This window comes from Pseudoalteromonas sp. SG45-1 (assembly GCF_014164135.1).
Classification (GTDB): domain Bacteria; phylum Pseudomonadota; class Gammaproteobacteria; order Enterobacterales; family Alteromonadaceae; genus Pseudoalteromonas; species Pseudoalteromonas distincta.
On sequence record NZ_JACJEP010000020.1, the window covers coordinates 15,951 to 41,475 of the forward strand.

Genomic DNA, 25,525 nt, shown 5'->3' on the forward strand with positions numbered 1-25,525 from the left:
TTTAAACTGTATAATTTATATAGAGATAATAATGAAAAAATTAATCGCAATAATAGCGTTGTTAGGCTTTGCCTCATTTGCACAAGCTAATGATAGTTTTGTAGTGAATGCTAAATTTTATGATAATAAAAACTTAATTGGCTCACCTACTTTAGTAGTCAATTCAAATGAAGAGGCGTCAGTTTCAGTTGATAATTCGTATAGTTTTGCTCTTACAGTAACGCCAATTGATGATTCTACTGTTAGTTTAGCAACTGACCTAAAACTAGGTGGAAAACATATGGCTCCCTCTTTAGTTGTTGAACTAGGCAAAGAAGCAAGTATTAATGTTGATGGTAAAGAGCTGTCAGTTTTAGTAAGCAAATCAAGCAGCTAATAATACCAACCTGCATAAATCTTTGATCAATTTAACGAATTAAATTGCACTATAACGTCGTTAAAAATTTTTTATTTAGAACAACTAGATATAAAAATTTTTGCCTAGTTCTAGCGTAATTTTCTTAACGTTAAATAGACCCCATATATAAGCAGATTGGTATAAGTTAAAAATTAGGAATATAACTAATGAGAAACTCAAGAAATGAAATAGTAAAATATGGAGTCTCTTTTGGTACGGCCCTAGCAATTGCTATTTCATGGAGTGCTAATGAGTCTGTGTTATGGGCAATTTTGCACGGTTTTTTATCTTGGTTTTATGTTATTTGGCATGTAATTACGCGATAAGTATTTTCGCGTGTGCACTGATTGATTATGTAGATTGCGGTCAATGTTAATACTCGAGCAATTACCATCTAAAACAATTAAGTCAAAAACATAAAAGGAATAATTAATAATGAAAGGTGCGGGTGGAAGCTCTGGTGGTATTGGGCATTTTTTTATTGGTTTAATTATGATGTGCGGCGGCTTTTATATGCTGCTAAACGCAATTTCGGTGACCTCTAATTTTGGACTAAGTTCTCGCATTTATAGTGTTAATGCTTTAGGTGGCTTTGGCGTTACAGGCGGCATGGTTATGATCCCGTTTATTTTTGGTGTGAGTCTGATTTTTTATAATTCTAAAAACATTTTAGGCTGGGTGCTATCTCTTGGCTCGTTAACCGCACTCATATTTGGTGTTATATCGAGTGTTCGATTTAGTATGCGAACTATGACGTCGTTTGATTTGATTGTTATTATAATTTTAGCGTTTGGTGGCTTAGGGCTGTTTTTACGATCGCTTAAATCTATTGATACTTAAATAATTACCACGTTTTGTTTTAAATACAATTTTAATTATAGGCATTTAACATGATGTTCCAATGCCTAAACTAATATATGAATAATGTAACCCTTCCTATTTACTGCTTAACCAGTAACGTATTTTAAAGAGATTTATGTGAACAACTCAATACAGCTAAAACTAATTGCTACTCACTTATTAGCACAAAGAGAAGAAAACCCAGCGCGTTCAAACTTTCCTAAAGAGTTAGTACTAGACTCGACTGACGATGCGATTGAAGTACAAAAGTTGATGATTTATTTAAATGATCAAACTGTATATGGCTGGAAGTGTATGCTGCCTTTAGATGATGGCTCAATTATATTAGCGCCTCTTTTACATGCACCTATAAAACAAGCTGAAAATTGCCCACTGTATACAACAAATAACAAAGCGCTGATAGAACCAGAAATTGCATTTATTTTACAAAGCGATTTACCAAGTAATAAAACCTATACAAATGAAGACGTAGATACTGCATTTGCCAGCGCCCATTTAGCACTTGAGCTTATTCAAAAAAGGTTTGATGAAAACACTCCAAGCACTCACATTGAAAAACTGGCCGATGGCCTATCTAATCAAGGCGTGTATTTAGGCCCACAAATAGATAAAGCCAAAGCGTATAACGCAAGTACTGTAAATATCAATGTTAAGCAAGCTGAGCTGGAGTTAAACTTGGCAGGTGTGCACCCTGCAGAACTTGCGCAGCTTCCTCTTTATTGGGCTGTTAATTACTTATCAGCAAAGGGAATTAACTTAAAAGCAGGGCAAGTGTTTATAACTGGTTCTTACTGTGGCGTGGTTGAGCTTAATACAGATCAGTTAACCACGGTTAGTTACGAAGACTTAGGGTCTGTTAGCACTACGTTTTTATCAAAGTAAATTTAAACGCTATTTAATAGATAAATCGTATTTTAAAATAAGCGCATCTATGTAACGGGTGCGCAAAGTGTGTTGTTTTTCATGATCTGCGCCATGCCCTAACGCTTTGTTTAAAAGCTTCATGGCGGGGTGTAGTAGTGCTCTTTCTTCTTGGTTTAAACTCGCTTTACTGCGCAGTTCTGTAATGTCGTCAACTAATAGCCTGCCAATATCTACCGAGACTATTTCGTCTATTAATCCATTTTGAGTAAGTACACCGTACTTACTGCATAAAAACTGTTGCCAAACTTGCTGTAAGTGCTCGTCTATTTCACAGCCAAATAGCTCTTCGCTAAACGTAAATCCTTGCTGAGCGAGCTTAGTTAGGCTTGCAGTATATTGCTGTGCAAAATAATTAAAAGCGTGGCTTGATGATTCTATTTTTTGTTTTAAAAGACCTTGCCCCCAATTAACACAGCCGCGCGGGTAATAGTCGTCATATTCTTCGCATTCATACAAACCCGAATATGAGCTGCAGCTAAGTTGGCTTTTAATACAGTAACTTGGTTTTGGGAAAACACTTCGCTCTTGCCAAGCTAAAAGTGTATCTGCATCTATATTTAATGCTTGGCACAGTTCATCGGTGTTATAAAAATGAGTTGCTAAGTAGTCAGATAAACGCATAAAGCCTCTGGTATCGTTAAAAATAAAACACTGTTTATATATACAGTTATTCATTTTGTATTACCAAACTTAATAATACAAGAGATTTTATAATTAAATGTAGGCTTACACCTCCAAAAGTACCCGCAATTATGTTACAAATAGCGCAAGTTTTATAAATAATGATTTTTTATGCGCACCCTAGAGAAAATTAAACAAGCAAGCCTTATTACAGCTATTAAAACGCCATATTTAGCAAACGGTGAAATTGATCTCGCAAAGTACGATGAACTCGTAGAAATACAAATTGCAGCGGGCGTTGATGGCATTGTAGTCGGTGGCACAACAGGCGAAGGCCAGTTAATGAACTGGGAAGAGCATTTAATGCTTATAGCGCACAGTGCAAACAAATATGGTGACAAACTGATTATTGTTGGTAATACCGGTAGTAACAACACCCGTGAAGCGATTAAAGCAACTAAATATGGCTTTGCCAGCGGTATGGATGCAGCACTGCAAATTAACCCATATTACGGACGTACGTCAATCGCGGGTGTTAAAGAGCACTTTAAACGCGTACTTGATATTGGACCTGCCTTTATTTACAACGTAGCCGGTCGCACAGGTCAAGACCTAACACCTGATATTATTGAACCATTAGCACAGCACTCGAACCTAATTGGTATTAAAGAATGTGGCGGCAATGAGCGCATTGCACAGTATGAGCAGCAAGGCATTGCGTGTTGGTCGGGTAACGACGATGAAGCACATGATGCTCGTCATGTACACAAAGCTCACGGTGTTATTTCGGTTACTTCTAACCTTATTCCTGGGTTGTTTCGCCAATTAATGGATACTAAAAATGATGAGTTAAATACGTCATTACAACCATTAATGAGCTGGTTGTTCTGTGAGCCAAACCCTATTGCTATTAACACTGCGATGATGATGACAGGTGCAGTAAATCCAGTATTTAGATTACCGTATTTACCGCTTAGTGATGAGCAACAAAAAGTAGGTTTGCCATTAATAAATGAGCTTAACGAACGTGAAGTTGTCGGTGGTAAAGCACAGTTATTAAAACAAAATGAGGTATTAACGCTTTCTTGAGTTGATAATCAATATTTTAATGACTTAACAAACTAATTTTTAGCTTTTAATCCAGTTTAAAGCTAACTGTTGACTCGTTTTTGCTGTATAATTTGCGACCCTTGATAATGTGGCCGTAGGTTATACAGCATGAATTTTAAATCTTTTAGTTTCGCTCCTGAAATCATCCAGGCGTTGGACGAACTTAACTATCACACTCTTACGCCCATTCAGCGCGCAGCAATCCCTGCTGTTCGTAAAGGTAAAGACGTTTTAGCCAGTGCACAAACTGGTACCGGCAAAACTGCCGCGTTTGCTTTACCTATCATCCAAAAATTGGTTGAGTCTGAACTCAGCACAACGAATGCACCTCATGCGTTAGTACTTGCTCCAACGCGTGAACTTGCAGAACAAATTGCAAATAATTTTAGAGATTTTGCAAAGCATACATCACTTAAAGTTGTTAGTTTATTTGGTGGTGTTAGTACCGCCGGCCAAGCAAACGCTTTAAAAGAAGGTGTTGATATTGTTGTTGCAACCCCAGGTCGTTTATTTGATCATATTCGTTTAGGTAACTTAAGCCTTGCAAGTGTTAAGCACCTTGTTCTTGATGAAGCTGACCGTATGCTTGATATGGGCTTTATTGAAGACATGCAAAACGTGATTAAAAGCTGTGCAGAAGAGCGCCAGATTTTACTTTTCTCTGCTACTTTCCCTGCAGCAATTAAACAATTTGCATCTAAAGTATTAAAACAAGCTGAAATAGTGCGTGTTGATCAAACTAACAGTACAGCAAGTACTGTTGAGCATGTTGTTTACCCTGTTGAAGAACGTCGTAAGCAAGAACTACTTTCTGAATTGATTGGTAAGAAAAACTGGCAACAAGTGCTTGTCTTCGTAAACATGAAAGAAACGGCTGACGAGCTTGTTAAAGAGCTTAACCTTGATGGTATTCCGGCAGGCGTTTGCCACGGTGACAAATCTCAAGGTAACCGTCGTCGTGCTTTACGTGAATTTAAAGAAGGCAAAGTACGTGTATTAGTAGCTACAGAAGTGGCTGCTCGCGGTATTGATATTGATGGTTTACCTCGTGTAATTAATATTGATTTACCTTGGCTTGCAGAAGATTACGTTCACCGCATTGGCCGTACAGGTCGTGCTGGTCGCCAAGGTCAAGCAATCTCATTTGTTAGCCGCGAAGAAGAAAACACTTTGTTTGAAATTGAAACGTTAATCGGTCAAAAAATCAAACGTGTATATTTAGAAGGTTACGAAGTAAGTAACCGTGAAGTACTAATTGATAAAATTGGTAAAAAACCAGCGCATTTACGCCGTACACGTTCTAACAAGTTATCAGGACAAGCAACCGGTGAAGCGAGAGCAGTAAATCGCTCACGTATTTCAAGCGTTCGTAAAAGCTTAAAAGGCGAAAAACTGTCACTTAAAAAGTCATAGTTAACGCCGTTTAGTTTAAAAAAACCTGAGTTTACTCAGGTTTTTTTGTGCCTGATGATAACACCTCATCAATAATATTTGCGTATACATAAGCCGCTTGCTCGCCCTCTTTATTTGCTATTATGGACAAACCAACTGGTAAACCACTTACTTTGCCTACCGGCAGAGTTATGTGCGTTGTGCCTGCAATAGCAGATAACGAACTACTACTACCATTAAAATTATCACCATTAACTAAGTCTGTCTTCCAGGCGGGTGATACTGTAGGCGCTATAACAATATCAAGCTTGTTGTTTTTATATACATTAACAATGGCTGTCGTTGCTAAAGTGCGATAGCGTTCTTTAGTCTCTTGGTATTTTTGTTTGTTAGTTAAATCAATAGCCTGAGATTGAACTAGGATGTCTTGCTCAAAGTGGGGCATTTCTGTATTTTTATTTTGAATATTAAAATTAATAAGTGCTTTTAGGCTTTTTACAGCCACTTGTGCTGGAGTGCTTGCGAGGTAGTGATTAATTTCGGCTTTGAAGTCGTAAAGTAAAATATAGTATTCATCAACAAATAGCGTATCTAAGTTGTCAGTAATATCTACATTAATAATAGTGTGCCCAGCCTGTTTTAATGCTTGTAACTGCTTGGCATAAAGGCGCTGCGTTTCAATTGTAAATTTATCGCTAGGTAGCGCACCTATAATAAGTGATGATTTTGATTTTAGATTACCTGTTTTTAATTCAAACCCTGTAGTTGTCGTATCAAGAGAGTCCTCACCTTGCAAAACAGATAAAACCAGTAGCGAATCTTTAAGTGAATGCGCCATCGGCCCTACTGAATCTTGGCTACTTGAAAGAGGTATAACGCCTGAGCGTGATACTTGGCCCATACTCGGTTTTATTGCATAAACTCCATTTACTGAGGCAGGGCACGTAATTGAACCGTCTGTTTCAGTCCCTAATGCTATGGGCGCAAAGTTAAGTGCTACTGCAACAGCAGAGCCTGCACTAGAACCACATGGATTACGTGTTACATCGTGCGCATTATGTGTTTGTCCGCCTACGGCACTCCAGCCTGACGATGAATAGGATGAACGAAAATTTGCCCATTCACTTAAATTAGCTTTGCCTAAAATTATAGCGCCCGCATTACGTAGTTGTTTAACAACAAAAGCATCATTATCAGTAACGTTATTTTTAAGTGCTAAAGAGCCAGCCGTTGTGGGAAGTGTGCCCTTCGTTTCTATATTATCTTTAAGAAGTACAGGTATTCCGTGTAATGGACCTGCCCAAGTGCCTTTGGCGGCAAGTTCATCTAACGTTTTAGCTTGAGCAATAGCTGTAGGCTCAATACTAATAACTGCATTGTATTGTGGGTTAAGTTTATTAATTCGGTCTATATAATTTTGGGTGAGTTGCTGTGCATTAATAGAATTATTTTTATATGCACTGTGGATTTCATCGATGGTTTTTAGCTCTTGTGCTTTAGCGTTAAAAATTGCTAATACACTAAGCAACGAAAAGGTAAATGTTTTGATCATTGTTGAGGTGCTTGAGGTGTTATTATTTTCTATATATTTAGCACAAAAAAACCTCACAAAGTGAGGCTTTTCGATAAACAGCTTAAAAAAGAGGTTTAAGCGTTTTCTAACATAGACAGTGCGACCGCTTCAGCTGCTTTAATACCATCAATACCCGCTGATAAAATACCGCCAGCGTAACCTGCGCCTTCACCTGCAGGGTAAAGCCCTTTGGTGTTAATACTTTGGAATGTTTTATCACGCTTAATACTAATAGGCGACGAAGTACGTGTTTCAACACCGGTTAATAAACCGTCGTTAGTTGAAAAGCCACGAATTTGTTTATTAAACGCTGGTATCGCTTCGCGAAGGGCATCAATTGCAAATTGTGGTAACACTTTACTCAAGTCAGTTAACTTAATACCAGGAGTGTAAGAGGGTTGTACTTCACCTAAGTCTGCAGATGATTTACCTTTTAAGAAATCTCCAATTAACTGTGCTGGTGCATCGTAGTTGCTACCACCAAGCTCATACGCTTGCTCTTCAAGTTTGCGTTGTAAGTCTATTCCAGCAAGTGGATTACCAGGGAAATCTTGCTCTGGTGATATACCTACCACAATAGCGCTGTTAGCGTTGCGCTCACTTCGTGAATATTGACTCATACCGTTGGTAACAACGCGGCCCTCTTCAGAGGTTGCAGCGACTACTGTGCCACCTGGGCACATACAAAAGCTGTAAACGGTGCGGCCATTGTCGCAGTGATGAACAAGTTTATAATCGGCAGAGCCTAAAATTGGGTTTCCTGCATTTGTGCCAAAACGACATTCATCGATCATTGATTGTTTATGTTCGATTCTAAAACCGACTGAGAATGGCTTTGCTTCAACATAAATCCCTTTTTTGTGGATCATATCAAACGTGTCACGTGCGCTGTGGCCAACGGCTAATACAACATGGCGAGTGTTTAGCTGCTCGCCATTTGAAAGCGTTAAACCTGTTACTTGCCCGTCGTCTAAATGAATATCGTCAACACGTGTGCTAAAGCGAATTTCGCCGCCAAGCTTTATTATACGAGCGCGCATTTTTTCAATCATGGTGACAAGTTTAAACGTACCAATGTGTGGCTTACTTACGTATAAAATTTCATCGGGTGCGCCTGCTTCTACAAATTCAGTAATGACTTTTCGGCCATAATGCTTTGGATCTTTTACTTGGCTGTATAACTTACCGTCTGAGAATGTACCTGCGCCACCTTCACCAAATTGTACATTTGATTCTGTATTAAGTGTGCGTTTACGCCAAAAGCCAAACGTGTCTTTTGTACGTTCACGTACTTCTTTACCGCGCTCTAATATAATGGGTTTAAAGCCCATTTGAGCAAGTAATAAGCCCGCAAATAAACCACAAGGACCAAAACCAATCACGACAGGGCGCTCTTTGATATTATTGTTAGCATGGGCTACAAATTTATAACTTGTGTCTGGTGCTACTTTTACATGCTGGTCTTTTTCAAATGCTGCGAGTAGCTCGGCTTCGTTATCAACTTCTATATCGAGTGTATAAATAAGTAAAATAGCTGATTTTTTACGTGCATCATAACCACGTTTAAACACATTAAAACTGTGCAATTGTTCAGGTTGGATTTTTAGTTTATTTACAATTGCTTGACCAATAGCGTCTTCGTCATGATCAAGTGGCAGCTTTATTTCGGTTAAACGTATCATTTATATCTCTTTTAGGTGTCATAGCGGGGTATTATTACCGCTCACAATAAGGGGATGCAGTGCACAACGAGTGTGCAAACATTAGGCGCGCATTTTACGTTAAAATAGCCTGATATGGCACTTATTTATTGTATTTTTGGGGTGGATGGGTATGATCCACAACTGTTGTTCAAAATCTTAGGTATTAAAATAGTATGGCGTTTGTTGTCACCGAAAATTGTATAAAATGTAAGTACACCGATTGCGTATCAGTGTGCCCAGCAGATGCATTTTTTGAAGGCCCTAATTTTTTAGCAATTAGCCCGATTGATTGTATCGATTGTGGCTTATGTGTCCCTGAGTGTTCAGCTGATGCGATATACCAAGAAGATGAGCTACCAGAGTCTCAAAAAGAGTTTACTGAATTAAATGCTGAACTTGCACTGGTCTGGCCGCGCATTACAGAGGTTAAACCTGCACCAGAGGACGCTGATGTATGGAATGGCATAGACGATAAGCTTAAACTACTCGAAACATAATACATAACAATTAGTTACTCCTTTATCATTAAATAGTTAATTTTTTATTTCAAAGTATTAACAAATGTACCTGGATAAATTACAATCCTCAGCTTAAGTTGCTCCTTATGAGTAATTACAGTCTAAATGGATGTTTATGCAGTACTTTATAACTATAATAAAAAAGTTTACCTTCCTATTTTTAAGTTTTGCTTTATTACTTTCAAGCCTTGATGTAGCGGCTAAAAAACAGCAAGTATCCTTGTCCCGTATTAATTCAAATATCACCGTTGATGGTGTTATGGATGAAGCGCACTGGCAAAATGCAACACGTATATCTTTACTCTACCAAGATGAGCCTAACGAAAAAGGCACACCTCCTGTAAAAACTGATGCCTTTATTTACGAAGATGGCACTAACTTATATGTTGGTTTTATTGCTGAGGATCCTAACCCTGAGCAAATTCGTGCATCACTTCGTGACCGCGATACGCTATGGGAAGACGACGTCGTTATTCTTGTTATTGATACATTTAATGATGAACGCAGTGGTTATGAATTCCATGTTAACCCGCTGGGCGCGCAAGGCGATATACGAATGACCGACACCGATGGCTGGAGCTCTGATACCTCATGGAATGCTATTTGGGATAGCGCAGGACAAATTAACGACAAAGGTTATGTTGTTGAAATGCGTATTCCTTTTAAAGCACTGCGTTTTCCTGAAAATAAAAATGAGCTAACGTGGGGTTTTTCTGTAATGAGAAACTACCAACGTGATGTGCTATATCAGCTATCAAATATGGGGTTTGATAGAAATGTGAAATGCAGCCTTTGCCAGTTTGATAAGTTAGTTGGCTTTAGTGACATTGAATCAAGTAAAAATATCCAATTAACACCTACATTAACAACACTGCGTAACGATAATAAATCTGCGTTGCCAGGTGATTGGGATAAGGGTGATATAGATACTGAAGTGGGCTTAGATTTACGCTGGGGTTTAACAAAAGATGCTGTTTTAAACGCGACAATTAATCCTGATTTTTCGCAAGTAGAAACTGACTCTTTAGAGCTTGATGTAAATACAACCTTTTCAATTTATTACGCTGAAAAACGTCCTTTCTTTTTAGATGGTGCTTCTTACTTTAAAAGTAGTTTATTTGAGCTTTTATATACACGTACAATTGCAGAGCCTACTTTAGGTGCAAAGCTGACGGGTAAAACGGGCGATCATAGTTATGCGCTAATGCTAGCTGATGACGACAATAGTAATATTTTACTGCCAACGAATCAGGGCTCTGGCTTTGCAAGCTTAAACGAAAAAACGAATGCAGCCGCAGGGCGTTATCAATATGACTTAGGTCAGCAAGGTACTATTGGTATTTCAAGCACGTACAGAGAAAGTGATGACTATCACAACACTGTATTATCAGTGGATGGTAGCTACTGGTTTAATCAATCGGATACTCTTTTGTATCAAGTGTCATCTGCTGATACTCGTAACTCTGAATTTTTAATTCAAAACTATAACTTATCTCAAACTCAATCAGATGAAGCTTATGCTCTAGAACTTACCCGCGATAAACGTGATTACAAATTATTTGCATCTTATGAAAATATTGGGCAGGACTACCGCACTGATTTAGGTTATCAAGCTAAAGTCGATTATGAAAAAGTAGGCTTTGGTGGCGGACAAACATGGTACAGAGATGAATCTGATTTACTTACCTCATGGTCATACGAAGCTGACTGGGATAAAACGTGGGCACAAAATGGCGACTTACTTGAAGAAGAATACGAAGGCTTTTTGAGTTTTAAAGGTCAAAAACAATCTATTTTTGAAATTGGTTTAGTACACCGTTATGAAAATTATAATGACAATTTTTATAATCAAAATATTGGTTACATTTATACGGGCTTTAAACCCACTAAAGATTTAAAGTTATCATTATATGTTGAATACGCTAGCCGCATTGATTATGCAAATGAGCAATTAGGCGATGCGTTTGACACCCAAACCCAAATGGTGTGGGACATTAACGACCATTGGCAGCTCGATGTAAAACATAACTACAGCCAATTAGATAACCCACAAGGGGAGCGTGTATTTACAGCTAACTTAGTTGATTTTAGGCTTCATTATAAATTTAGTATGCGTTCAATTCTTAAGCTTATTTTACAATTTGAAGATATTGATAGAGACGAAAATGCCTACTTTTATCAAGTTAGCCAAATTAACAAAGACTATGGTAGTCAGCTTGTTTACTCATATAAAATTAATGCGCAAACACTGTTTTATTTGGGTTACTCAGATAGAGGTTACCAAGACGATTCTCTTAAAAATATTGAGCGAGATCAACGTACCTTATTTACAAAAGTTAGCTATGCATGGCAGCTTTAAATATTAATAATAATTTTATTAGCGATAATTCCTACTAGTTTGAGTAGCAATGCATAATGCGCAAGAATAATTTTTAAATGATGTACGACAGCGGAGCAAATGAGATTAAGGTTGAGTAAATATAAGTACTTAAAGCTGTAGTGGTGAGGCATAGATTAATGCGGAAGAAAAAATTATAGAGCTTATTGACGGCATGTATTAAATTTTAAACAATTGAAACGTTTTTGTTTATTTTTATTAATCCCATCTATACTATATGTAGATATAGTTAGTTAATCCATTATCGTTACAATTTTTTGTTATTCTAATGGCTTAGGATTATATCAATGCTTGCGTAGTACTAAATGCAAGCGATATAATCCGCTTTTGGTAATAGGTTTGATAGGAGAAGCAAAATAGATGGATTTTTTTTATGAATAAACTTAAGCCGCTCGGTTTTATTTTCTTAATCATAGTTCTATTTTGTTTCTGCATAAACATAGAGTTAACTAATCAGATCAACCGTATAAATCTATTTCAGACTAATATTGATATACGAAGTTTCGAGATCACGAATACCTCCCTTGATATGGCTCCTTGGTATAATCCCATTTTAAATGGCCATTATATAATTGAGCAGCCAACAGCTGATTTTTTACTTATTAAAACCACTGATACCCAATTTGTAGCCGCTGATTCTAATAAGTTAATCATGATGACGCTCTCATCACCCATGAACTTTTTATTTTTATGTATATTGATATTTGGCTCAGGTATCTATTTACGTAGAGAACGTAGAAAACGTCATTATAAAAATCAAATAGCGGAGCTCAATCGCCAAGCCAACAGCTTACTTACTGCATTTAATTTACAAGTTAAACCGGCAGAGAACCCATTAGGTGTAAGCAGCTTAAGCCAATCTATAAATAGCTTAAATTCACACGTAGTTAATTATGTAAAACAAACTCAAACAAGTATTTGTCAAGATAAACTGACGCTGTTAATTGACCGCCATGCATATATTGAACACATAGACAGACAAATAAATCATGCTAATCAGGAAGATCTCAAATGTGCGCTTCTATTTATCGACTTGGATGGCTTTAAACAAGTAAATGATTCGTTTGGCCACAGTTTTGGTGATGAAATATTAGTTCAAGTGGCCAGTCGACTTGCAAATGTTTTACGTCACCATAAGTTAAGTAATATTAATAGCGCTAATCAATTAGAGCAAAACTTATCAAGATTAGGTGGAGATGAATTCTCCATATTTATAGAACTACTTGATGATAGCGACAGAGTTGTTGACATTGCGAAGCACGTGTTAAGTGAGCTTGAAAAAGACTTTGTGCTTGGCAATAAAATAGTAAAAATTAGTGCTAGTATTGGTATTGCTGCTTACCCAGAAAGTGCGTCAACCCCACAAGCACTTTTACAATTAGCTGATGTTGCTATGTACAGAGCTAAGAGTGATGGTAAGGGAATATTTAAAGTTTACTCGCCAGAAATGGGTAACAAAATGCGCCGTTACCATTATTTACTCGAAGAATTGCGTTTAGCGCTCGCGTGTAAAGATTTTTACTTATCTTTTCAGCCAATTGTACATGTTGAAGATTGTATGATTGATTATTTTGAAGCGCTTACACGCTGGGACCACCCAGTTGAAGGTATGATCCCTCCTTCAGAATTTATTCCAATAGCAGAAGAGTCGAATTTAATATTAGAGCTTGGCGATTGGATTATGCTTGAATCGTGTCGGCAAATGGCTGCATGGCATAATGCAGGTATGCGCAAAGTAAAAATATCTGTTAACGTTTCGGGCATTCAGTTAAAGCACCGTGATATTTATGATTGGATAATGAAGAAGCTAAAAAAAACCGGCTTACCGGCGACGTCTTTAATGCTAGAAATTACCGAATCAACATTTATTCAAGCCAGCCCTAGAATAATTAAAGAGCTAAGTAGATTAAGAGAAGAAGGCATCACTATTGCAATTGATGACTTTGGTACAGGTTTTAGCTCGTTAAGTACATTAGCGGATTTACCAATTGATGTTATTAAAATTGATCGCTCGTTCATAGCTCAAGCCAATAAAAGCCAAAAGTATAACGATATATTAAATACAATTAGTGAGCTTGGACAAAAGCTGGGCCTTAAAATTGTAGCTGAAGGCGTTGAAGAAATAGGGCAGTTTGAGCTTGTTAAAAAAATGGGTGTGAGTTCAGTTCAGGGGTATTTAGTGAGCCGTCCTGAGTCATCAGTTAATGTAGGCAATAAAGTATTACGTAATAACACCAGCAATCTTTCTGCATCGGGTACAAGTGCGTGGGATATTGTTAGTTAGTTAGTTATTTTACAAATAAAAATGCCACTCTAAACAGAGTGGCATTTTTTGTTTAATCAGTAATTAATGTATTAAAGATCAAATGTGCGTGAAACAGCAAGTACAATACGCTCATCAGCATAATCGTAATCTAAGCTAGTGTTTTCAGCAGCCACTTCAATACCAAAACCTTCGTAGCTTGTTTGATAAGCTAGGCGGTAGTGCTTGTACGATTTTTTCTGGTTTGTATCCCAAGCCCACTTTTCACCATCAAGTGAGTTTGAAATATCAAAACTTGCACGTAGTGCGTGATTTGGAGCTAGTTCATAAGTGTGAGCAACCATTGAAATTACATGACCCGCACCTGTTCCAAAGTAATCCCAGCTATACCAAAAGTTAAGCTCAGTTTGGCCGTATTCACTTGCATAACCAAACTTAGTGTAAGCTTCAGCGTAGTTACCGTCACTGTTATTACCTTGATAAGTGTAATAAGCGATACCGTAATCAACGCTGAATTGCTCATCAAGTTGTACATATTTACCTAAGTAAGCATCAAGCTCAAAATCAGTGTCGTCACCAAAATCTACGTTTGAGGCCCAAACACCAGCGTAAACACCACTATCAAAGGCATAATCTAAGCTGCCTTGAATTGCAGGGTCGCTATCGGTCTGTGTTACACCATTAAAAGTGTAGTCAGACGCTGCAGTGATTGTTGTTGACCAATCAGCTGCTGCAGTTGTTGATAAAAGTGCAAATGGTAGTGCTACTACAAGTTGTTTTAGTTTGTTATTCATTATTAATCCCTAGTGTACTGTGTCTATTTTTGTGTAATCAATTGCGTTTGCTTTTGGTGAGCTATCTATATTCGTTACTGTTTTAAATTTACTGTAACCAATAAAGGCTGCACAGATAAAGAATAAGCCGATAACTAATGCGCCTACCCACTGAATTTGTAAAAATTCTAATTTAAACAATAGTGTAAGTAATGATAGAGCAACAACATTTCCGATTATGTATTTCATTTTGCCAAAACGCTTTACGGTAAAGTTTAGGTTATCTGTATATAAACGCACTAACGAATCAAGTGAGTTAATTACAAATACAATACCTACAAATACCATAGCGAAGTTTTTAATACCTTGAGTTGGGATGCCCGCTTCATGGTAGTGATAAAGTACGCTAAACCAAATCGCAATAGGAATAGAAGGGAAAATCAACATTGCAGCTAATACTTGGTATGTTTTAAGTCCACCAACAAAGCGTGATGTAAATTGACCAATCATTATGCTCCACGCAAACCACCAGAATAAGTAAAACTCATGGTAATCATTAAGCGGTAAAACAAATTCATTAATGTTTGCAAAGTAAGTACCAATAGAACCTAAGTTATCTGTAAATGCTGACATTTGACCATCACCTATCACAAATGCGCCAGTCCACATAAAGGCGATTAAAGCTAAGAATAACCACGTAGTAGAAATACTTAAAATACGTACATATTTAATATCAGTACTTGAGTACACAGCAAAACAGATAGCAGCAAACACAATTAAGTAAAACTCAGAAACTATACTTGTTCCATCACCTAATTCGGGTAAATACCACGGTAGGTTTGTAAGCAGCAAATAAGCGGTAAATGCACATGTACCAATAATTACAACGTTATTGATAAATTTAACCCAAGGAATTTCGAAAAATTTCACTTTAGGTTCTATTACACAGAAATAAAAGCACGTAAGAAAGTAAAATCCCCAGATCAAAAATCCCCAGTAGCCAAACTCAATAGCCAGTGGATTTGCAAACGCGTATTCTGGGCTTGCTTTTATGTCTGCATAACCTGCAAACTCAGTTAAAGGAAACATAATAAGGCCAACATCTAGGCCAGAAGTAAATAGTATTGCTATAAAGGTAAAGGTTCGAACTGGTGTTACACCTACTACGCGAACATTACCCCATTTAATTAAAATAGTGATAATAGCAAGTAAGGTAAAAATGATGCCTGCATTAAGCCAAATAGTCATTGTTACCCTCCAGTAATGAATAAAAATAATTCATAAGCACTCCGTATTTTATTGTTTTATTCTCGCATTAACACAACGTAACCTATTTACATCGTGTGCCACTGCAAGGCACGCATTGGTTTAGCCCGACGAGACTAAACCTAAGCATGTGGCTAAAGTTAGATCTCCGTACTACGTTGTGTTTCTTGCCAGTTTGTTGTTATGGCAACATTCACATCCGATTTCTGTAATGGTTCTTTACCTAAAATTATGTCAGCTGCTTTTTCGGCAACCATAATAGTAGGCGCATTCAAGTTTCCGTTAGGAACTGTTGGGAATATAGATGAGTCAACAACACGTAGTCCTTCAATACCATGTACTTGCGTATTTGAATTAACAACGGCCATATCATCTTCACCCATTTTGCATGAGCAAGAAGGGTGGTAGGCACTTTCTACGGCTTGGCGTACAAAGGCATCTATTTCTTCATCTGTTTGAATATGTTTACCTGGTTGAATTTCTTCATCGCGGTATTCATCAAAGGCACTTTGTTCGATTATGTCGCGTGTTAAGCGAACGCACGCTCTAAAGCCTTCAATATCGTCTTGGTGTTCAAGGTAATTAAATAAAATGGTTGGTGGTTGCTCAGGGTTCGCAGAAGCAATAGTGACACTACCGCGACTTTTTGGTTTGTTATGACCCACATGTACCTGAAAACCATGACCTGCAAATGCACTTCTACCATCGTAACGCATAGCCGCTGGTAAAAAGTGATATTGAATATCTGGCCATTCAACACCTGGTTTTGAGCGAATAAACGCACACGATTCAAAATGATTCGTTGCACCTAAACCCGAACGCGTTAATAACCAGCGCGCACCAATCAACCCTTTTGAAACAATGCCTAGTTTGCCGTTAAGCGTGATAGGTTGCTTACACTTGTATTGAAAGTAAAACTCAAGATGATCTTGTAAGTTTTGACCTACACCTGGTAGATGATGCTGTACTTCAACGCCTGCTTTTTCAAGCGCTTGAGTATCACCAATACCAGAGAGTTGTAAAATATGTGGAGAGCCGATTGGGCCTGCACTTAATATTACGTCTTTTGCAGCATGTGCTGTTTTAACGTCGCCATTTACTTTGTATTCAATGCCAGTGGCTTTTTTACCATCTAAAATCACGCGCTGTGCTAGCGCACCTGTAATAATTGTTAAATTACTACGCGATTTAACAGGGTCTAAATACTCACGCGAAGCAGAGCTGCGCACGCCGTCTTTTACGGTCATGTGCATTGGGCCAAAACCCTCTTGCTGCGATGCATTATAATCATCTGTAGACGCGTAACCGGCTTGTACACCTGCTTTGATAAAGGTGCGGTAAAGCGGGTTTTTCATTTCGTTGCCGTTATTAACGCCAAGCGGGCCTTTGCCACCACGGTAAGTATTTTCACCAAGATAAAAGCTTTCTGCTTTTTGAAAATACGGTAAACACGATTGGTAATCCCAGCCGTTTGCACCGTGTTGCTGCCATTCGTCAAAATCTTTTGCATGGCCACGTACGTATACCATGCCGTTGATAGATGACGAGCCGCCTAATACTTTGCCTCGAGGACAATGCATCTCACGGTTATCTAAATGAGGCTCAGGCTGCGTATGAAACTGCCATGCATATTTGTCACTATTCATAGGAATAGATAACGCGGTTGGCATTTTTATAAAAATACTTTTATCACTACCGCCAGTTTCAAGTAGTAACACGCGGTTACTTGAATCTTCAGATAAACGGTTTGCTAAAACACAACCCGCCGAACCCGCGCCAACAATAATATAGTCGTAATGATTACTCATAGTAGGGCGCCTTAAAATGGGCTTTCTATGTCGGCCATACCAACATAAATAGACTTAGTTTGCGTGTATTGATCAAGAGTTTGTATACCATTTTCACGGCCAATACCCGATTGCTTATAACCGCCAACAGGCATTTCAGCAGGTGAGTTACCGTATGCATTAATCCAACAAATACCGGCTTGTAACTTATGGATAACGCGGTGCGCACGTTTAATATCGCTAGTAAATACGCCTGCGGCCAAGCCTAGGTGGGTTGCGTTAGCGCGTGCAATAACATCGTCTTCGTCGTCAAAAACAAGCACGCTCATTACAGGGCCAAATATTTCTTCTTTAACGATTGTCATATCGTCGTTGCAATCAATGAACACAGTCGGTGCTACAAAATAGCCATTAGGTGCAGATTCAGGTGAAAGCGTTGTACCACCAGTTAATAGCGTTGCACCTTCTTCGATGCCTTTATTAACGTAGCTCATTACTAGTTCTTGGTGCTTTTTAGAGATAAGTGCGCCAAAGTTAGTATTTAAATCTTGTGGGTCGCCAGCAATAATGTTTTTCTCAGTGCGCGCTTTAAGCTCATCAATAAATTGCTGATATACATTTTTATGAACGTAAATACGTGTACAGTTAGTACAAATTTCGCCTTGCGTATAAAAATTACCTAGCATAGCGGCGCTAACCGCTTGCTCAATGTTGGCGTCATCAAATACTAATAGTGGAGATTTACCACCAAGCTCCATCGTGACATCTTTTAAAGTACCGGCAGCACTTGCTACAACTTTTTTACCTGTGCCTACTTCACCCGTGAACGATACTTTGTCAATCTCGCTATGCTGCGTTAGCCACTGGCCTACATCGCCCGCGCCTTGAACAACATTAAACACACCTGCAGGTACGCCAGCTTCAACAAATACTTCTGCAAGTTTAAGAGCGCCCAGTGGTGTTTCTTCTGATGGTTTGAATATAAATGCATTACCAGCAGCAAGGGCAGGGCCCGACTTCCAACATGCAATTTGTAGTGGGTAGTTCCATGCACCAATACCCGCACAAATACCTAATGGTTCTTTGCGTGTGTAGTAAAAGTCATCACCAACCATTTGTTGTTGGCCTACTTGTGCTGGCGCAAGACCTGCAAAGTATTCAATTACATCAGCGCCAGTTTCAATATCAACACAATTTGCTTCTTGCATTGGTTTACCGGTGTCGAGTACTTCTACAAGTGCTAGTTCATCGTTGCGCTCGCGTAAAATAGCCACTGCTTTTAATAAAATGCGGCTACGTTCAATGGGTGTCATTGCTGACCACTGAGCAAAACCTTGCTTTGCACTGGCAATGGCTGCGTTTTGAATAAATTCGTCGGCAATTTCTACTGCGTAAATAACCTCGCCCGTTGCTGGGTTTGTTACATCAAATGTTTTGCCGTTCTGGTTTGCAAGAAAATGGCCGTTAATAAAATTTTGATAGACAGGTGTAGTCACGCTAGGCTCCATATTGCTTGATAAGTGAAAGTACATAGCTTTTTGCTAACTTTTCACAGTGTTTAAACTGATTATTGTCTGATTTACTCAGTACTGCTCTTAACCATAGGCCATCGATCATTGCGGCGCTAAGTTCTGCAGCTTGATTTGCTTGCTTAATAGGCATTAATTGTTTAAAAGAAAATGCTAAATTACTTTGCAAGCGTTTACTGTTTACATTTTGTAGTCGGTGTAATTCTTCATCATGCATCGATTGCGCCCAAAAACTTAACCACGTTCGGGTTGTATCATTACGCTGTTGTACAAGCGCAAAGTTGGCTTCGATAATAAACATTAAACGTTCAGTCGCATTTGTTTGATGATTTACTTTGCCTATCAAGTCTTGTTTTAAGCTTGTTAGTAAGTATCGAACAGTGGCTTCAATCAGCCCCTGCTTACCATTAAAATAATGACTAATAATACCCGACGATAAACCTGCATTTTTACTAATGCTGTTTATAGTTGTGCCTTGTAGTCCCTTAGTAGCAACTGACTCTATAGTTGCGTCAATTAGCTGCTGACGTCTGACAGGTTCCATTCCGACTTTAGGCATAATTTTTATTAATTGAACGTTCAATAAACATAAGCTTAAGGTAATAGCTCTAACAATTCAAGGCTGAAGTAAATACCTAGATGCCAAAATGTAGATTAATCATTAATAAAAGAGCAATTAATAGGACAAAGAAGATGTGGTTTTTATTTGTTTAATTTTATTTAAAACAGTAGCTTGAGAATTTAATTTTTAAATTTAATAATAGTAATGATTTGTTTACAGCAATAAATGAATAAAATGTCAAAAAACCATTAGAACAATAATAGTTAGAGTACTAATAGTATTATTTTGATACAAAAGAACACTAAACCTGCAATTGCTTAGTGCTCTAATAAATTTATATGGAGAGTAAACTTTGTGGTTTTATCGCTTTAAAGCGCTTGGTATTGAAAGGTTAGGCATTATTAATAACGCCTTTAAAAAGTAGGGGGTAACGTCTTAGTCTATTGCCAATGTAGTCATCAGCTAAAATTTGCTGGCAAATGAAATCAATATCTTTGCTTGCTTCAAATACCCAATCAAAGCGCTCTATAGCCAGTAAAAAACCACGCTTTAAATGAGTTTGAGAACGGTACTGTTCTAGGTTGTCTTGAATAATAGAGACTTTACTTGGATTAGCTTTAAGCTCTTCTACTACTTGATTAATAAAAGTAGTATTGAGCTTACTGGTCGGGCGGTGTCTTAGTTTTCGTGGGTGCATTAGCTCTCGTTTGCAATGTTATATAATTTTTTCAAAAAGTCGTCTTTATGCTTTTCATGCTCGTAGTCAAGGTGGTAAGTATTATGAAAACCAAAGCGCAGTTCTACGCCGCTACCTTGTAGGTATACTGTGTAACCGTCTACGTCTGAATATGCAGTAACTCCCTGATAATGTTTGCCTTCATCAGTCATTTCACCTTTTTGAATTATGCGTTCATATACGGCTAAAATCTGTTTATTGTCGAGTTCGTTTTTCATGTTTTATACCTTTTATTAAAAAGCTAATACGATATAGATATGAGGGTCGATCATCTTAAAAACAATAGCTAAAAAAATGTGATATTGCTTTGTAATTTGGCCTTTTTAAATTATGCTCAAAATTCATTTATTGTTGAGCTTACACCATGATAGACAAGGCGTTACTACTAAAAACTCGTGAGTTATCGGATCAATTAATTGCATTGCAAACGCCTATTAGGATACTCGATGCTATTAATTGGGATAAACAAACTAAAGAGGAGTTTTTTAGACAAAAATGTCAAAAAAATCCACTGATCGATCGTGCATACTATCAACAGCGCGATCTTGGTTTTGTACCTAGCGAGTTACGCCAAGCGTTTTCTACTTTGCACCGTAACATTATTAACCAATTGGGGCAGTTAAATCCCATAGCTCAATACATGGGAAAAATGTGCACAGAGTATAAAACAGTATTAAGTATGCTTGAGTATCGTGGCACACCAGAGTTTCATGACTTATCGGTGGAGTTATTTGGTCACCCTAAAGATTTATTTCATGCCGGTGAGCCCTCACTTTCTGAGCTAGCTAATATGCTAGATAAACCGCTGCAAAATTTACTTATAGCCGACATACTGCCTGACGACCCTAAAAATATTGATGCTGTTGATGCAGTGCGTATTCTGTCTGAGCAAGTAACTGCTAGTATGGCAGGCATAAACGTTGAGGTAATGCTTAGCGATGGTATTGTTAGTGATGCAGCCGCAGGTGCTAATAATATAAAGCTTAATCAAGATGTTAAGTTTTCTCAGCGCGAACTTGATATTTTAGAAGTTCACGAAGGGTGGATACACGTCGGTACCACTCAAAATGGTTTAGCTCAGCCTTATTTAACGTGTTTGAGTAAAGGCACGCCAAGCTCCACTATTACCCAAGAAGGCTTAGCGGTCCTTACCGAAATTATTACTTTAAAATCAACTCCAAGGCGTTTATCTAAATTAGTGAATCGTATTCAAGCCGTTACAAAGGTAATAGATGGCGCCGAGTTTGTAGACATTTACCGTGATTACGTAGCGCAAGGTTTATCAAAAGATGACAGCTACACACTTGCGCAGCGTGTATTTAGAGGCAGTACGCCAACAGGTTTGCCTTTTACAAAAGATATTGCCTACATTAAAGGCTTTGTATTGGTTTATAACTTAATACGCGTTGCAATACAGCTTGGTCGAATAGATAGACTCCCTTTATTACTGGTAGGTAAAATATCGATAGATGATTTTAGATTAATATCGCAGCTTCATGATTTAGGTGTAATAGAGAGCCCACAATTTGTGCCACCACACTTTAAAGACTTACGTGGTTTGGCAACTTGGTTGAGCTTTGGCCGCTTTATTGGCGATTTATCGTTTGAAAAGTTAGAAAACGATTATAAACCGTTATTTTTATAATTAATCAACATAACCTACCGACATAAAAAAAGCCCATAACGGGCTTTTTAAATAAAGTACTTTAGGTTTTGCTATCGAGCATTGGTGCTTTCAAATATTTTGTCAGCTGAGGCTGCAACAAAACCAGTATAAAGCTCACCGTCGGCTTTAGGGTAACGAATAGCAAACTCATAAAAACAGCTAGGGATGCTCATATCACCGTCACTAAAGGTAACAGAGTATTCATCAGCAAGTGTTGACGATTGCTCTAGTAACACCTCTGGTGAGCCTTTAACTTCACCGCCTGACGTATTAAGCGAAAAGCCGGCGTCTTTTAGGGCTTGGTTAACATCATGAATGTTATCAAACTTAGCAAGCGTATTAATATTTACGGTAAAGTGATTGGCGCGGTAACCCCACGCCGACATCCACGCTGCATACTCGCTTTCAGCTAGCAGCTGCTTATAAGTATCGGTGCTTACTTGCCAATGCGTGCCTGAATATAAAAAGTTGTCTGCTGTAACTGCACTTTCGTCAATTTGGCTTACCATATCTGTCACGATGGCTTGTAACTCTGGCGAGCATTTTTCTACTAATAGTTCAGAGATAAACACTTTTGGCTGATTAGGATCGCTATGCTCGTAGTGCTTTGCATAGAGTTTTTTAGCTTCAAAGTGGTACTCACCACATTCTTTGTAACCAATAACTAAAAAGTGAGCAGCGAGCTTTTCAAGACCCACTTTTTCTATATTAAATGTACGCAGCGCAATATGATCGTTAATGATGTCATCTTTTTGCGTTGACCCTAAAAGGTCATGAATTTTATCTGCCGATGGAGTTACGTTTAAATAGTTTTCCCAAAGGTTCTCAAATAATGTGTTTACATCAGTATGCATGTTAAGTCCTTAAATCTAAAATTTGGTTTTATTGCTTATTCAATTACTAAGCCCGGCGCTAGGGTTTGCGGTAAGCTCACTTTGTCTGACTCCACAGATGCGACAGGGTATGCGCAATAATCGGCGGCATAGTATGCACTTGCTCTGTGATTACCACTGGCGCCAATACCGCCAAATGGAGCTGCACTAGAGGCACCTGTAATGGGGCGGTTCCAGTTAACAATACCGGCACGAATGTGCTTTAAGAAGTGAGTGTAATCATCTTCACTGTCGCTAAGTAAACCTGCAGATAAGCCAAAGCTTGTGTTGTTAGCTTCAATAATTGCGCTGTCAAAGTCGTTGTAACGATACACTTTAATAAGCGGTCCAAAATGTTCTTCATCTGGCATATCGGTAATGTTTGTTACATCAATAATGCCTGGGCTTACAAAACCGGTGCCTGATTTTAATTGCTTAAGTTCAACAAGGATTTGCGCACCTTTTGAGACTAATTCACTTTGCGCGGCAACCATACCCAGTGCTGCTTTTTCGCTTATCATTGCACCCATAAAAGGCTGCTCTGTAGCAAAGCTGTCGTCTACAACTATGTTTTTAGTTGCGCTTATTAGCTTTTCTAAAATAGCATCGCCGTTGGCTGATTTTCCAATAAATAAGCGACGTGCACACGTACAACGTTGACCTGAGGTAATAAAGCCTGATTGAATAATATCGTGTACAGCGGCGCTTATATCGCTCACATCTTTTACAATAAGAGGATTATTGCCGCCCATTTCAAGTGCTAAAATTTTGCCAGGGTGTCCTGCAAACTGTTTATGTAATAAGTGACCTGTGTTTGAGCTACCGGTAAAAAACAAGCCATCTATATCTTTATGAGAAGCAAGCGCTTTACCAGTTTCAATTTCACCTTGCACAAGGTTAATAACACCCGCTGGCAAACCTGCTTTTAACCAAAGTGAGAGGGTAAATTCTGCAACGTGTGGAGTCAATTCTGATGGCTTAAATACAACAGTATTACCGGCTAAAATTGCAGGAACAATATGCCCGTTTGGTAAATGCCCCGGAAAGTTATACGGGCCAAAAATAGCCACAACGCCATGCGGTTTGTGTCTAATAAATGCTTTAGCACCGGGCATTGGGTTTTCGGTTGTACCAGTACGCTCATGGTACGCTTTAACTGAAATAGCTACTTTGCCTGTCATTGCGCCCACTTCGGTGCGGGTTTCCCATAATGGCTTACCCGTTTCGCGTGCAATAATAGTAGCAAATTCTTCGCTGTGTTCTTTTAATTGTGCTGCGAAGTTTTCTAAAATGGCGATACGCTCTTCAAGCGGTTTGTCTGCCCATTGTAATTGCGCAGCTCTGGCTGCTTTTATAGCAGAACCTACTTGAACAGCGTTTGCGCCATTACCTTGCCATACCACATCGCCATTACTTGGATTGATTGACTCAAATGCTGGACCAAGTCCCACAAGCCACTGATTATTAATTAGGTGTGTATTCATAAATTATTTACAGGCGAAAAAATCGCGCTGCATCTCCTTGGCTTAAATTAAGCGCATTAGCCACATCTTGGCTAATGACGAGGGTATGTTTTGCATGATTGTAGTGTGCTTCTTTGGTAAATGTTGCTCTAAAGCCACTTACGCCTTGATTACATACAGCCAGCGTATCAGAGCTATTTTGTGATATGTGATCAAGCTCACCAATAGTAATAGGGCAAACTTGAGAGTCGCGAATGCTGCGAATATTACCAAGCTTTGCTTCAACCGTTGGGCCTGCGTCAAATAAGTCAACGTAGCCTCTGTGCTCAAAACCTTCTTTTTCTAATAATTTTAGCGCAGGTTTTGTTTTTTCATGCACATGGCCAATCACTGCTTGGGCTTTTTTACTAAGCAAGTTCACATAAATAGGGTATTTAGGCATTAACTCGCTAATAAACACCTTATCGCCTAAGCCAACTAAGTGATCCGCTTGTGGAAATTCGATACTAAAAAAGTGCTCTTGTAGCCATTGCCAAAAAGGAGAATGACCGTCTTCGTCGCTAACACCGCGCATTTCTGCGATAACAGTATCGGCAAAACGCTCGCTGTGCTGAGCCATAAACAAAAAGCGTGAACGAGATAAAAATCGACCCGTTAGGCCTTTACGGCTATTTTCGCGCAAAAATAATGTACATATTTCTGAGCAACCAGTGTAGTCGTTACACATGCTTAAAATATCAACGGTGTTATATACATTTAAAGTAGGCGAGTGGTGTACTGTTTTACCCAAATGATAATGATATAAAGGCACCGATAAACCTACCGCGGCTTCTATAGCGGTTGTGCCAATAACGTCACCTGTTTCACTGTCTTCTAAAACAAATAAATAGCTTTCATCAAGTGGCTGGTTAATGTTTTTGGCAAAGCTTTTTTCAGCACGTTCAATTTTTTCTTTAAGCTGTGCATCGTCCACAGGCAAAGAGGTAAACCCATGACCGGATTCAATCGCTATTTGTTTAAGCGCGTCAAAATCATTGGCAGTAATAGGACGTAATACTTGCATTTATTGCTTGCTCCAATAGCACGCCATTAGGCGTGCTAATTTAAACTA

At 38.5% G+C, this 25,525-nt stretch carries 23 protein-coding genes; 10 read left to right on the forward strand and 13 right to left on the reverse strand.

The genetic code is table 11. From position 1 onward, the window contains the following. Positions 1 to 31 precede the first annotated feature (31 nt). The 4 genes from H5117_RS15350 (at position 32) to H5117_RS15365 (ending at position 2,140) form a co-directional block, all read left to right on the forward strand. Positions 32 to 376: a hypothetical protein gene (locus H5117_RS15350; protein ID WP_165724028.1), complete on the forward strand. Its 345-nt coding sequence runs from the start codon at positions 32 to 34 to the stop codon at positions 374 to 376. Between the two features lie 188 nt (positions 377 to 564). Further along, the gene (locus H5117_RS15355; protein ID WP_007378675.1) at positions 565 to 723 is read left to right on the forward strand and encodes a hypothetical protein; all 159 of its coding nucleotides are present in this window, start codon (positions 565 to 567) and stop codon (positions 721 to 723) included. Positions 724 to 832: 109 nt separating this feature from the next. Continuing rightward, a complete protein-coding gene (locus H5117_RS15360) occupies positions 833 to 1,237 on the forward strand; it encodes a hypothetical protein (protein WP_182734787.1) in 405 nt (134 codons plus the stop codon). Positions 1,238 to 1,375: 138 nt separating this feature from the next. Then, a complete protein-coding gene (locus tag H5117_RS15365; RefSeq protein WP_182738580.1) occupies positions 1,376 to 2,140 on the forward strand; it encodes a 2-keto-4-pentenoate hydratase in 765 nt (254 codons plus the stop codon). A gap of 9 nt (positions 2,141 to 2,149) precedes the next feature. Here the strand turns inward: H5117_RS15365 and H5117_RS15370 are convergent, their stop codons facing one another. Continuing rightward, a complete protein-coding gene (locus H5117_RS15370; protein ID WP_002958653.1) occupies positions 2,150 to 2,803 on the reverse strand; it encodes a DUF6058 family natural product biosynthesis protein in 654 nt (217 codons plus the stop codon). Between the two features lie 171 nt (positions 2,804 to 2,974). On the opposite strand from H5117_RS15370, the gene dapA reads away from it, so the two are divergent. Continuing rightward, positions 2,975 to 3,892, forward strand: a complete 918-nt coding sequence (gene dapA, locus H5117_RS15375) for a 4-hydroxy-tetrahydrodipicolinate synthase (RefSeq protein ID WP_154902881.1) — start codon at positions 2,975 to 2,977, stop codon at positions 3,890 to 3,892. 129 nt (positions 3,893 to 4,021) lie between these two features. After that, positions 4,022 to 5,326 (forward strand): DEAD/DEAH box helicase, encoded by a 1,305-nt coding sequence (locus H5117_RS15380; protein WP_002958629.1) that lies wholly within the window; start codon positions 4,022 to 4,024, stop codon positions 5,324 to 5,326. A 31-nt stretch (positions 5,327 to 5,357) separates the two neighbouring features. On the opposite strand, the gene H5117_RS15385 is transcribed toward H5117_RS15380, so the two are convergent. Both H5117_RS15385 and H5117_RS15390 read right to left on the reverse strand, forming a co-directional pair. Continuing rightward, positions 5,358 to 6,857: an amidase family protein gene (locus H5117_RS15385; protein ID WP_182738581.1), complete on the reverse strand. Its 1,500-nt coding sequence runs from the start codon at positions 6,855 to 6,857 to the stop codon at positions 5,358 to 5,360. A gap of 95 nt (positions 6,858 to 6,952) precedes the next feature. Beyond that, positions 6,953 to 8,560 (reverse strand): NAD(P)/FAD-dependent oxidoreductase, encoded by a 1,608-nt coding sequence (locus H5117_RS15390; RefSeq protein WP_182738582.1) that lies wholly within the window; start codon positions 8,558 to 8,560, stop codon positions 6,953 to 6,955. 194 nt (positions 8,561 to 8,754) lie between these two features. Here H5117_RS15390 and fdxA point away from each other — a divergent pair, with 194 nt between their 5' ends. From fdxA to H5117_RS15405, 3 genes are all read left to right on the forward strand, one after another. Next, entirely contained in the window at positions 8,755 to 9,078 is a 324-nt protein-coding gene (gene fdxA, locus H5117_RS15395) for a ferredoxin FdxA (RefSeq protein WP_002958626.1), read from the forward strand. Positions 9,079 to 9,214: 136 nt separating this feature from the next. Beyond that, complete coding sequence (locus H5117_RS15400) at positions 9,215 to 11,458, forward strand: carbohydrate binding family 9 domain-containing protein (RefSeq protein ID WP_182738583.1); 2,244 nt, start codon at positions 9,215 to 9,217, stop codon at positions 11,456 to 11,458. Positions 11,459 to 12,026: 568 nt separating this feature from the next. Continuing rightward, complete coding sequence (locus H5117_RS15405) at positions 12,027 to 13,781, forward strand: putative bifunctional diguanylate cyclase/phosphodiesterase (RefSeq protein WP_370626122.1); 1,755 nt, start codon at positions 12,027 to 12,029, stop codon at positions 13,779 to 13,781. A 71-nt stretch (positions 13,782 to 13,852) separates the two neighbouring features. Here H5117_RS15405 and H5117_RS15410 read toward each other — a convergent pair whose 3' ends face one another. The 7 genes from H5117_RS15410 to H5117_RS15440 all read right to left on the reverse strand — a co-directional run bounded on the left by H5117_RS15410 (position 13,853) and on the right by H5117_RS15440 (position 20,631). After that, positions 13,853 to 14,554, reverse strand: coding sequence for a TorF family putative porin (locus tag H5117_RS15410; RefSeq protein WP_024603578.1), 702 nt, complete (start codon positions 14,552 to 14,554; stop codon positions 13,853 to 13,855). A 9-nt stretch (positions 14,555 to 14,563) separates the two neighbouring features. Further along, the gene (locus H5117_RS15415) at positions 14,564 to 15,781 is read right to left on the reverse strand and encodes a BCCT family transporter (protein WP_182724772.1); all 1,218 of its coding nucleotides are present in this window, start codon (positions 15,779 to 15,781) and stop codon (positions 14,564 to 14,566) included. A 158-nt stretch (positions 15,782 to 15,939) separates the two neighbouring features. Then, positions 15,940 to 17,607 carry a choline dehydrogenase gene (gene betA, locus H5117_RS15420; protein ID WP_002958620.1) on the reverse strand — a complete coding sequence of 556 codons (1,668 nt, stop codon included), beginning with the start codon at positions 17,605 to 17,607 and terminating at the stop codon, positions 15,940 to 15,942. Positions 17,608 to 17,618: 11 nt separating this feature from the next. After that, positions 17,619 to 19,082: a betaine-aldehyde dehydrogenase gene (gene betB / locus H5117_RS15425; RefSeq protein ID WP_182738584.1), complete on the reverse strand. Its 1,464-nt coding sequence runs from the start codon at positions 19,080 to 19,082 to the stop codon at positions 17,619 to 17,621. Between the two features lies 1 nt (position 19,083). Continuing rightward, on the reverse strand, positions 19,084 to 19,659 hold the full coding sequence (gene betI, locus H5117_RS15430) for a transcriptional regulator BetI (protein ID WP_182738597.1): 576 nt from the start codon (positions 19,657 to 19,659) through the stop codon (positions 19,084 to 19,086). Positions 19,660 to 20,068: 409 nt separating this feature from the next. After that, positions 20,069 to 20,374 carry a hypothetical protein gene (locus tag H5117_RS15435; protein ID WP_002958617.1) on the reverse strand — a complete coding sequence of 102 codons (306 nt, stop codon included), beginning with the start codon at positions 20,372 to 20,374 and terminating at the stop codon, positions 20,069 to 20,071. Beyond that, entirely contained in the window at positions 20,374 to 20,631 is a 258-nt protein-coding gene (locus H5117_RS15440) for a DUF3081 domain-containing protein (RefSeq protein WP_008169639.1), read from the reverse strand. The genes H5117_RS15435 and H5117_RS15440 overlap by 1 nt, the downstream gene beginning before the upstream one ends. A 146-nt stretch (positions 20,632 to 20,777) precedes the next feature. Between H5117_RS15440 and H5117_RS15445 the strand changes: the two genes are divergently transcribed. Next, positions 20,778 to 22,058 (forward strand): flavohemoglobin expression-modulating QEGLA motif protein, encoded by a 1,281-nt coding sequence (locus H5117_RS15445; protein WP_002958615.1) that lies wholly within the window; start codon positions 20,778 to 20,780, stop codon positions 22,056 to 22,058. Positions 22,059 to 22,129: 71 nt separating this feature from the next. Here the strand turns inward: H5117_RS15445 and H5117_RS15450 are convergent, their stop codons facing one another. From H5117_RS15450 to astA, 3 genes are read right to left on the reverse strand one after another with little or no spacing between them, the layout of a single operon-like run. Beyond that, complete coding sequence (locus tag H5117_RS15450; protein ID WP_182738585.1) at positions 22,130 to 22,933, reverse strand: DUF1338 domain-containing protein; 804 nt, start codon at positions 22,931 to 22,933, stop codon at positions 22,130 to 22,132. Between the two features lie 35 nt (positions 22,934 to 22,968). Then, on the reverse strand, positions 22,969 to 24,435 hold the full coding sequence (gene astD / locus H5117_RS15455) for a succinylglutamate-semialdehyde dehydrogenase (protein WP_182738586.1): 1,467 nt from the start codon (positions 24,433 to 24,435) through the stop codon (positions 22,969 to 22,971). 7 nt (positions 24,436 to 24,442) lie between these two features. Continuing rightward, positions 24,443 to 25,477 carry an arginine N-succinyltransferase gene (gene astA / locus H5117_RS15460; protein WP_182732983.1) on the reverse strand — a complete coding sequence of 345 codons (1,035 nt, stop codon included), beginning with the start codon at positions 25,475 to 25,477 and terminating at the stop codon, positions 24,443 to 24,445. Positions 25,478 to 25,525: the final 48 nt, after the last annotated feature.

What these genes read in the sequence shown, in the direction of transcription:
- H5117_RS15350 (WP_165724028.1), top strand. Translation starts at nt 32, where the DNA reads ATGAAAAAATTAATCGCAATAATAGCGTTGTTAGGCTTTGCCTCATTT.
- H5117_RS15355 (WP_007378675.1), top strand. Translation starts at nt 565, where the DNA reads ATGAGAAACTCAAGAAATGAAATAGTAAAATATGGAGTCTCTTTTGGT.
- H5117_RS15360 (WP_182734787.1), top strand. Translation starts at nt 833, where the DNA reads ATGAAAGGTGCGGGTGGAAGCTCTGGTGGTATTGGGCATTTTTTTATT.
- H5117_RS15370 (WP_002958653.1), bottom strand. Translation starts at nt 2,803, where the DNA reads ATGCGTTTATCTGACTACTTAGCAACTCATTTTTATAACACCGATGAA.
- dapA (WP_154902881.1), top strand. Translation starts at nt 2,975, where the DNA reads ATGCGCACCCTAGAGAAAATTAAACAAGCAAGCCTTATTACAGCTATT.
- H5117_RS15380 (WP_002958629.1), top strand. Translation starts at nt 4,022, where the DNA reads ATGAATTTTAAATCTTTTAGTTTCGCTCCTGAAATCATCCAGGCGTTG.
- H5117_RS15385 (WP_182738581.1), bottom strand. Translation starts at nt 6,857, where the DNA reads ATGATCAAAACATTTACCTTTTCGTTGCTTAGTGTATTAGCAATTTTT.
- H5117_RS15390 (WP_182738582.1), bottom strand. Translation starts at nt 8,560, where the DNA reads ATGATACGTTTAACCGAAATAAAGCTGCCACTTGATCATGACGAAGAC.
- fdxA (WP_002958626.1), top strand. Translation starts at nt 8,755, where the DNA reads ATGGCGTTTGTTGTCACCGAAAATTGTATAAAATGTAAGTACACCGAT.
- H5117_RS15400 (WP_182738583.1), top strand. Translation starts at nt 9,215, where the DNA reads ATGCAGTACTTTATAACTATAATAAAAAAGTTTACCTTCCTATTTTTA.
- H5117_RS15405 (WP_370626122.1), top strand. Translation starts at nt 12,027, where the DNA reads ATGGCTCCTTGGTATAATCCCATTTTAAATGGCCATTATATAATTGAG.
- H5117_RS15410 (WP_024603578.1), bottom strand. Translation starts at nt 14,554, where the DNA reads ATGAATAACAAACTAAAACAACTTGTAGTAGCACTACCATTTGCACTT.
- H5117_RS15415 (WP_182724772.1), bottom strand. Translation starts at nt 15,781, where the DNA reads ATGACTATTTGGCTTAATGCAGGCATCATTTTTACCTTACTTGCTATT.
- betA (WP_002958620.1), bottom strand. Translation starts at nt 17,607, where the DNA reads ATGAGTAATCATTACGACTATATTATTGTTGGCGCGGGTTCGGCGGGT.
- betI (WP_182738597.1), bottom strand. Translation starts at nt 19,659, where the DNA reads ATGGAACCTGTCAGACGTCAGCAGCTAATTGACGCAACTATAGAGTCA.
- H5117_RS15435 (WP_002958617.1), bottom strand. Translation starts at nt 20,374, where the DNA reads ATGCACCCACGAAAACTAAGACACCGCCCGACCAGTAAGCTCAATACT.
- H5117_RS15440 (WP_008169639.1), bottom strand. Translation starts at nt 20,631, where the DNA reads ATGAAAAACGAACTCGACAATAAACAGATTTTAGCCGTATATGAACGC.
- H5117_RS15445 (WP_002958615.1), top strand. Translation starts at nt 20,778, where the DNA reads ATGATAGACAAGGCGTTACTACTAAAAACTCGTGAGTTATCGGATCAA.
- H5117_RS15450 (WP_182738585.1), bottom strand. Translation starts at nt 22,933, where the DNA reads ATGCATACTGATGTAAACACATTATTTGAGAACCTTTGGGAAAACTAT.
- astD (WP_182738586.1), bottom strand. Translation starts at nt 24,435, where the DNA reads ATGAATACACACCTAATTAATAATCAGTGGCTTGTGGGACTTGGTCCA.
- astA (WP_182732983.1), bottom strand. Translation starts at nt 25,477, where the DNA reads ATGCAAGTATTACGTCCTATTACTGCCAATGATTTTGACGCGCTTAAA.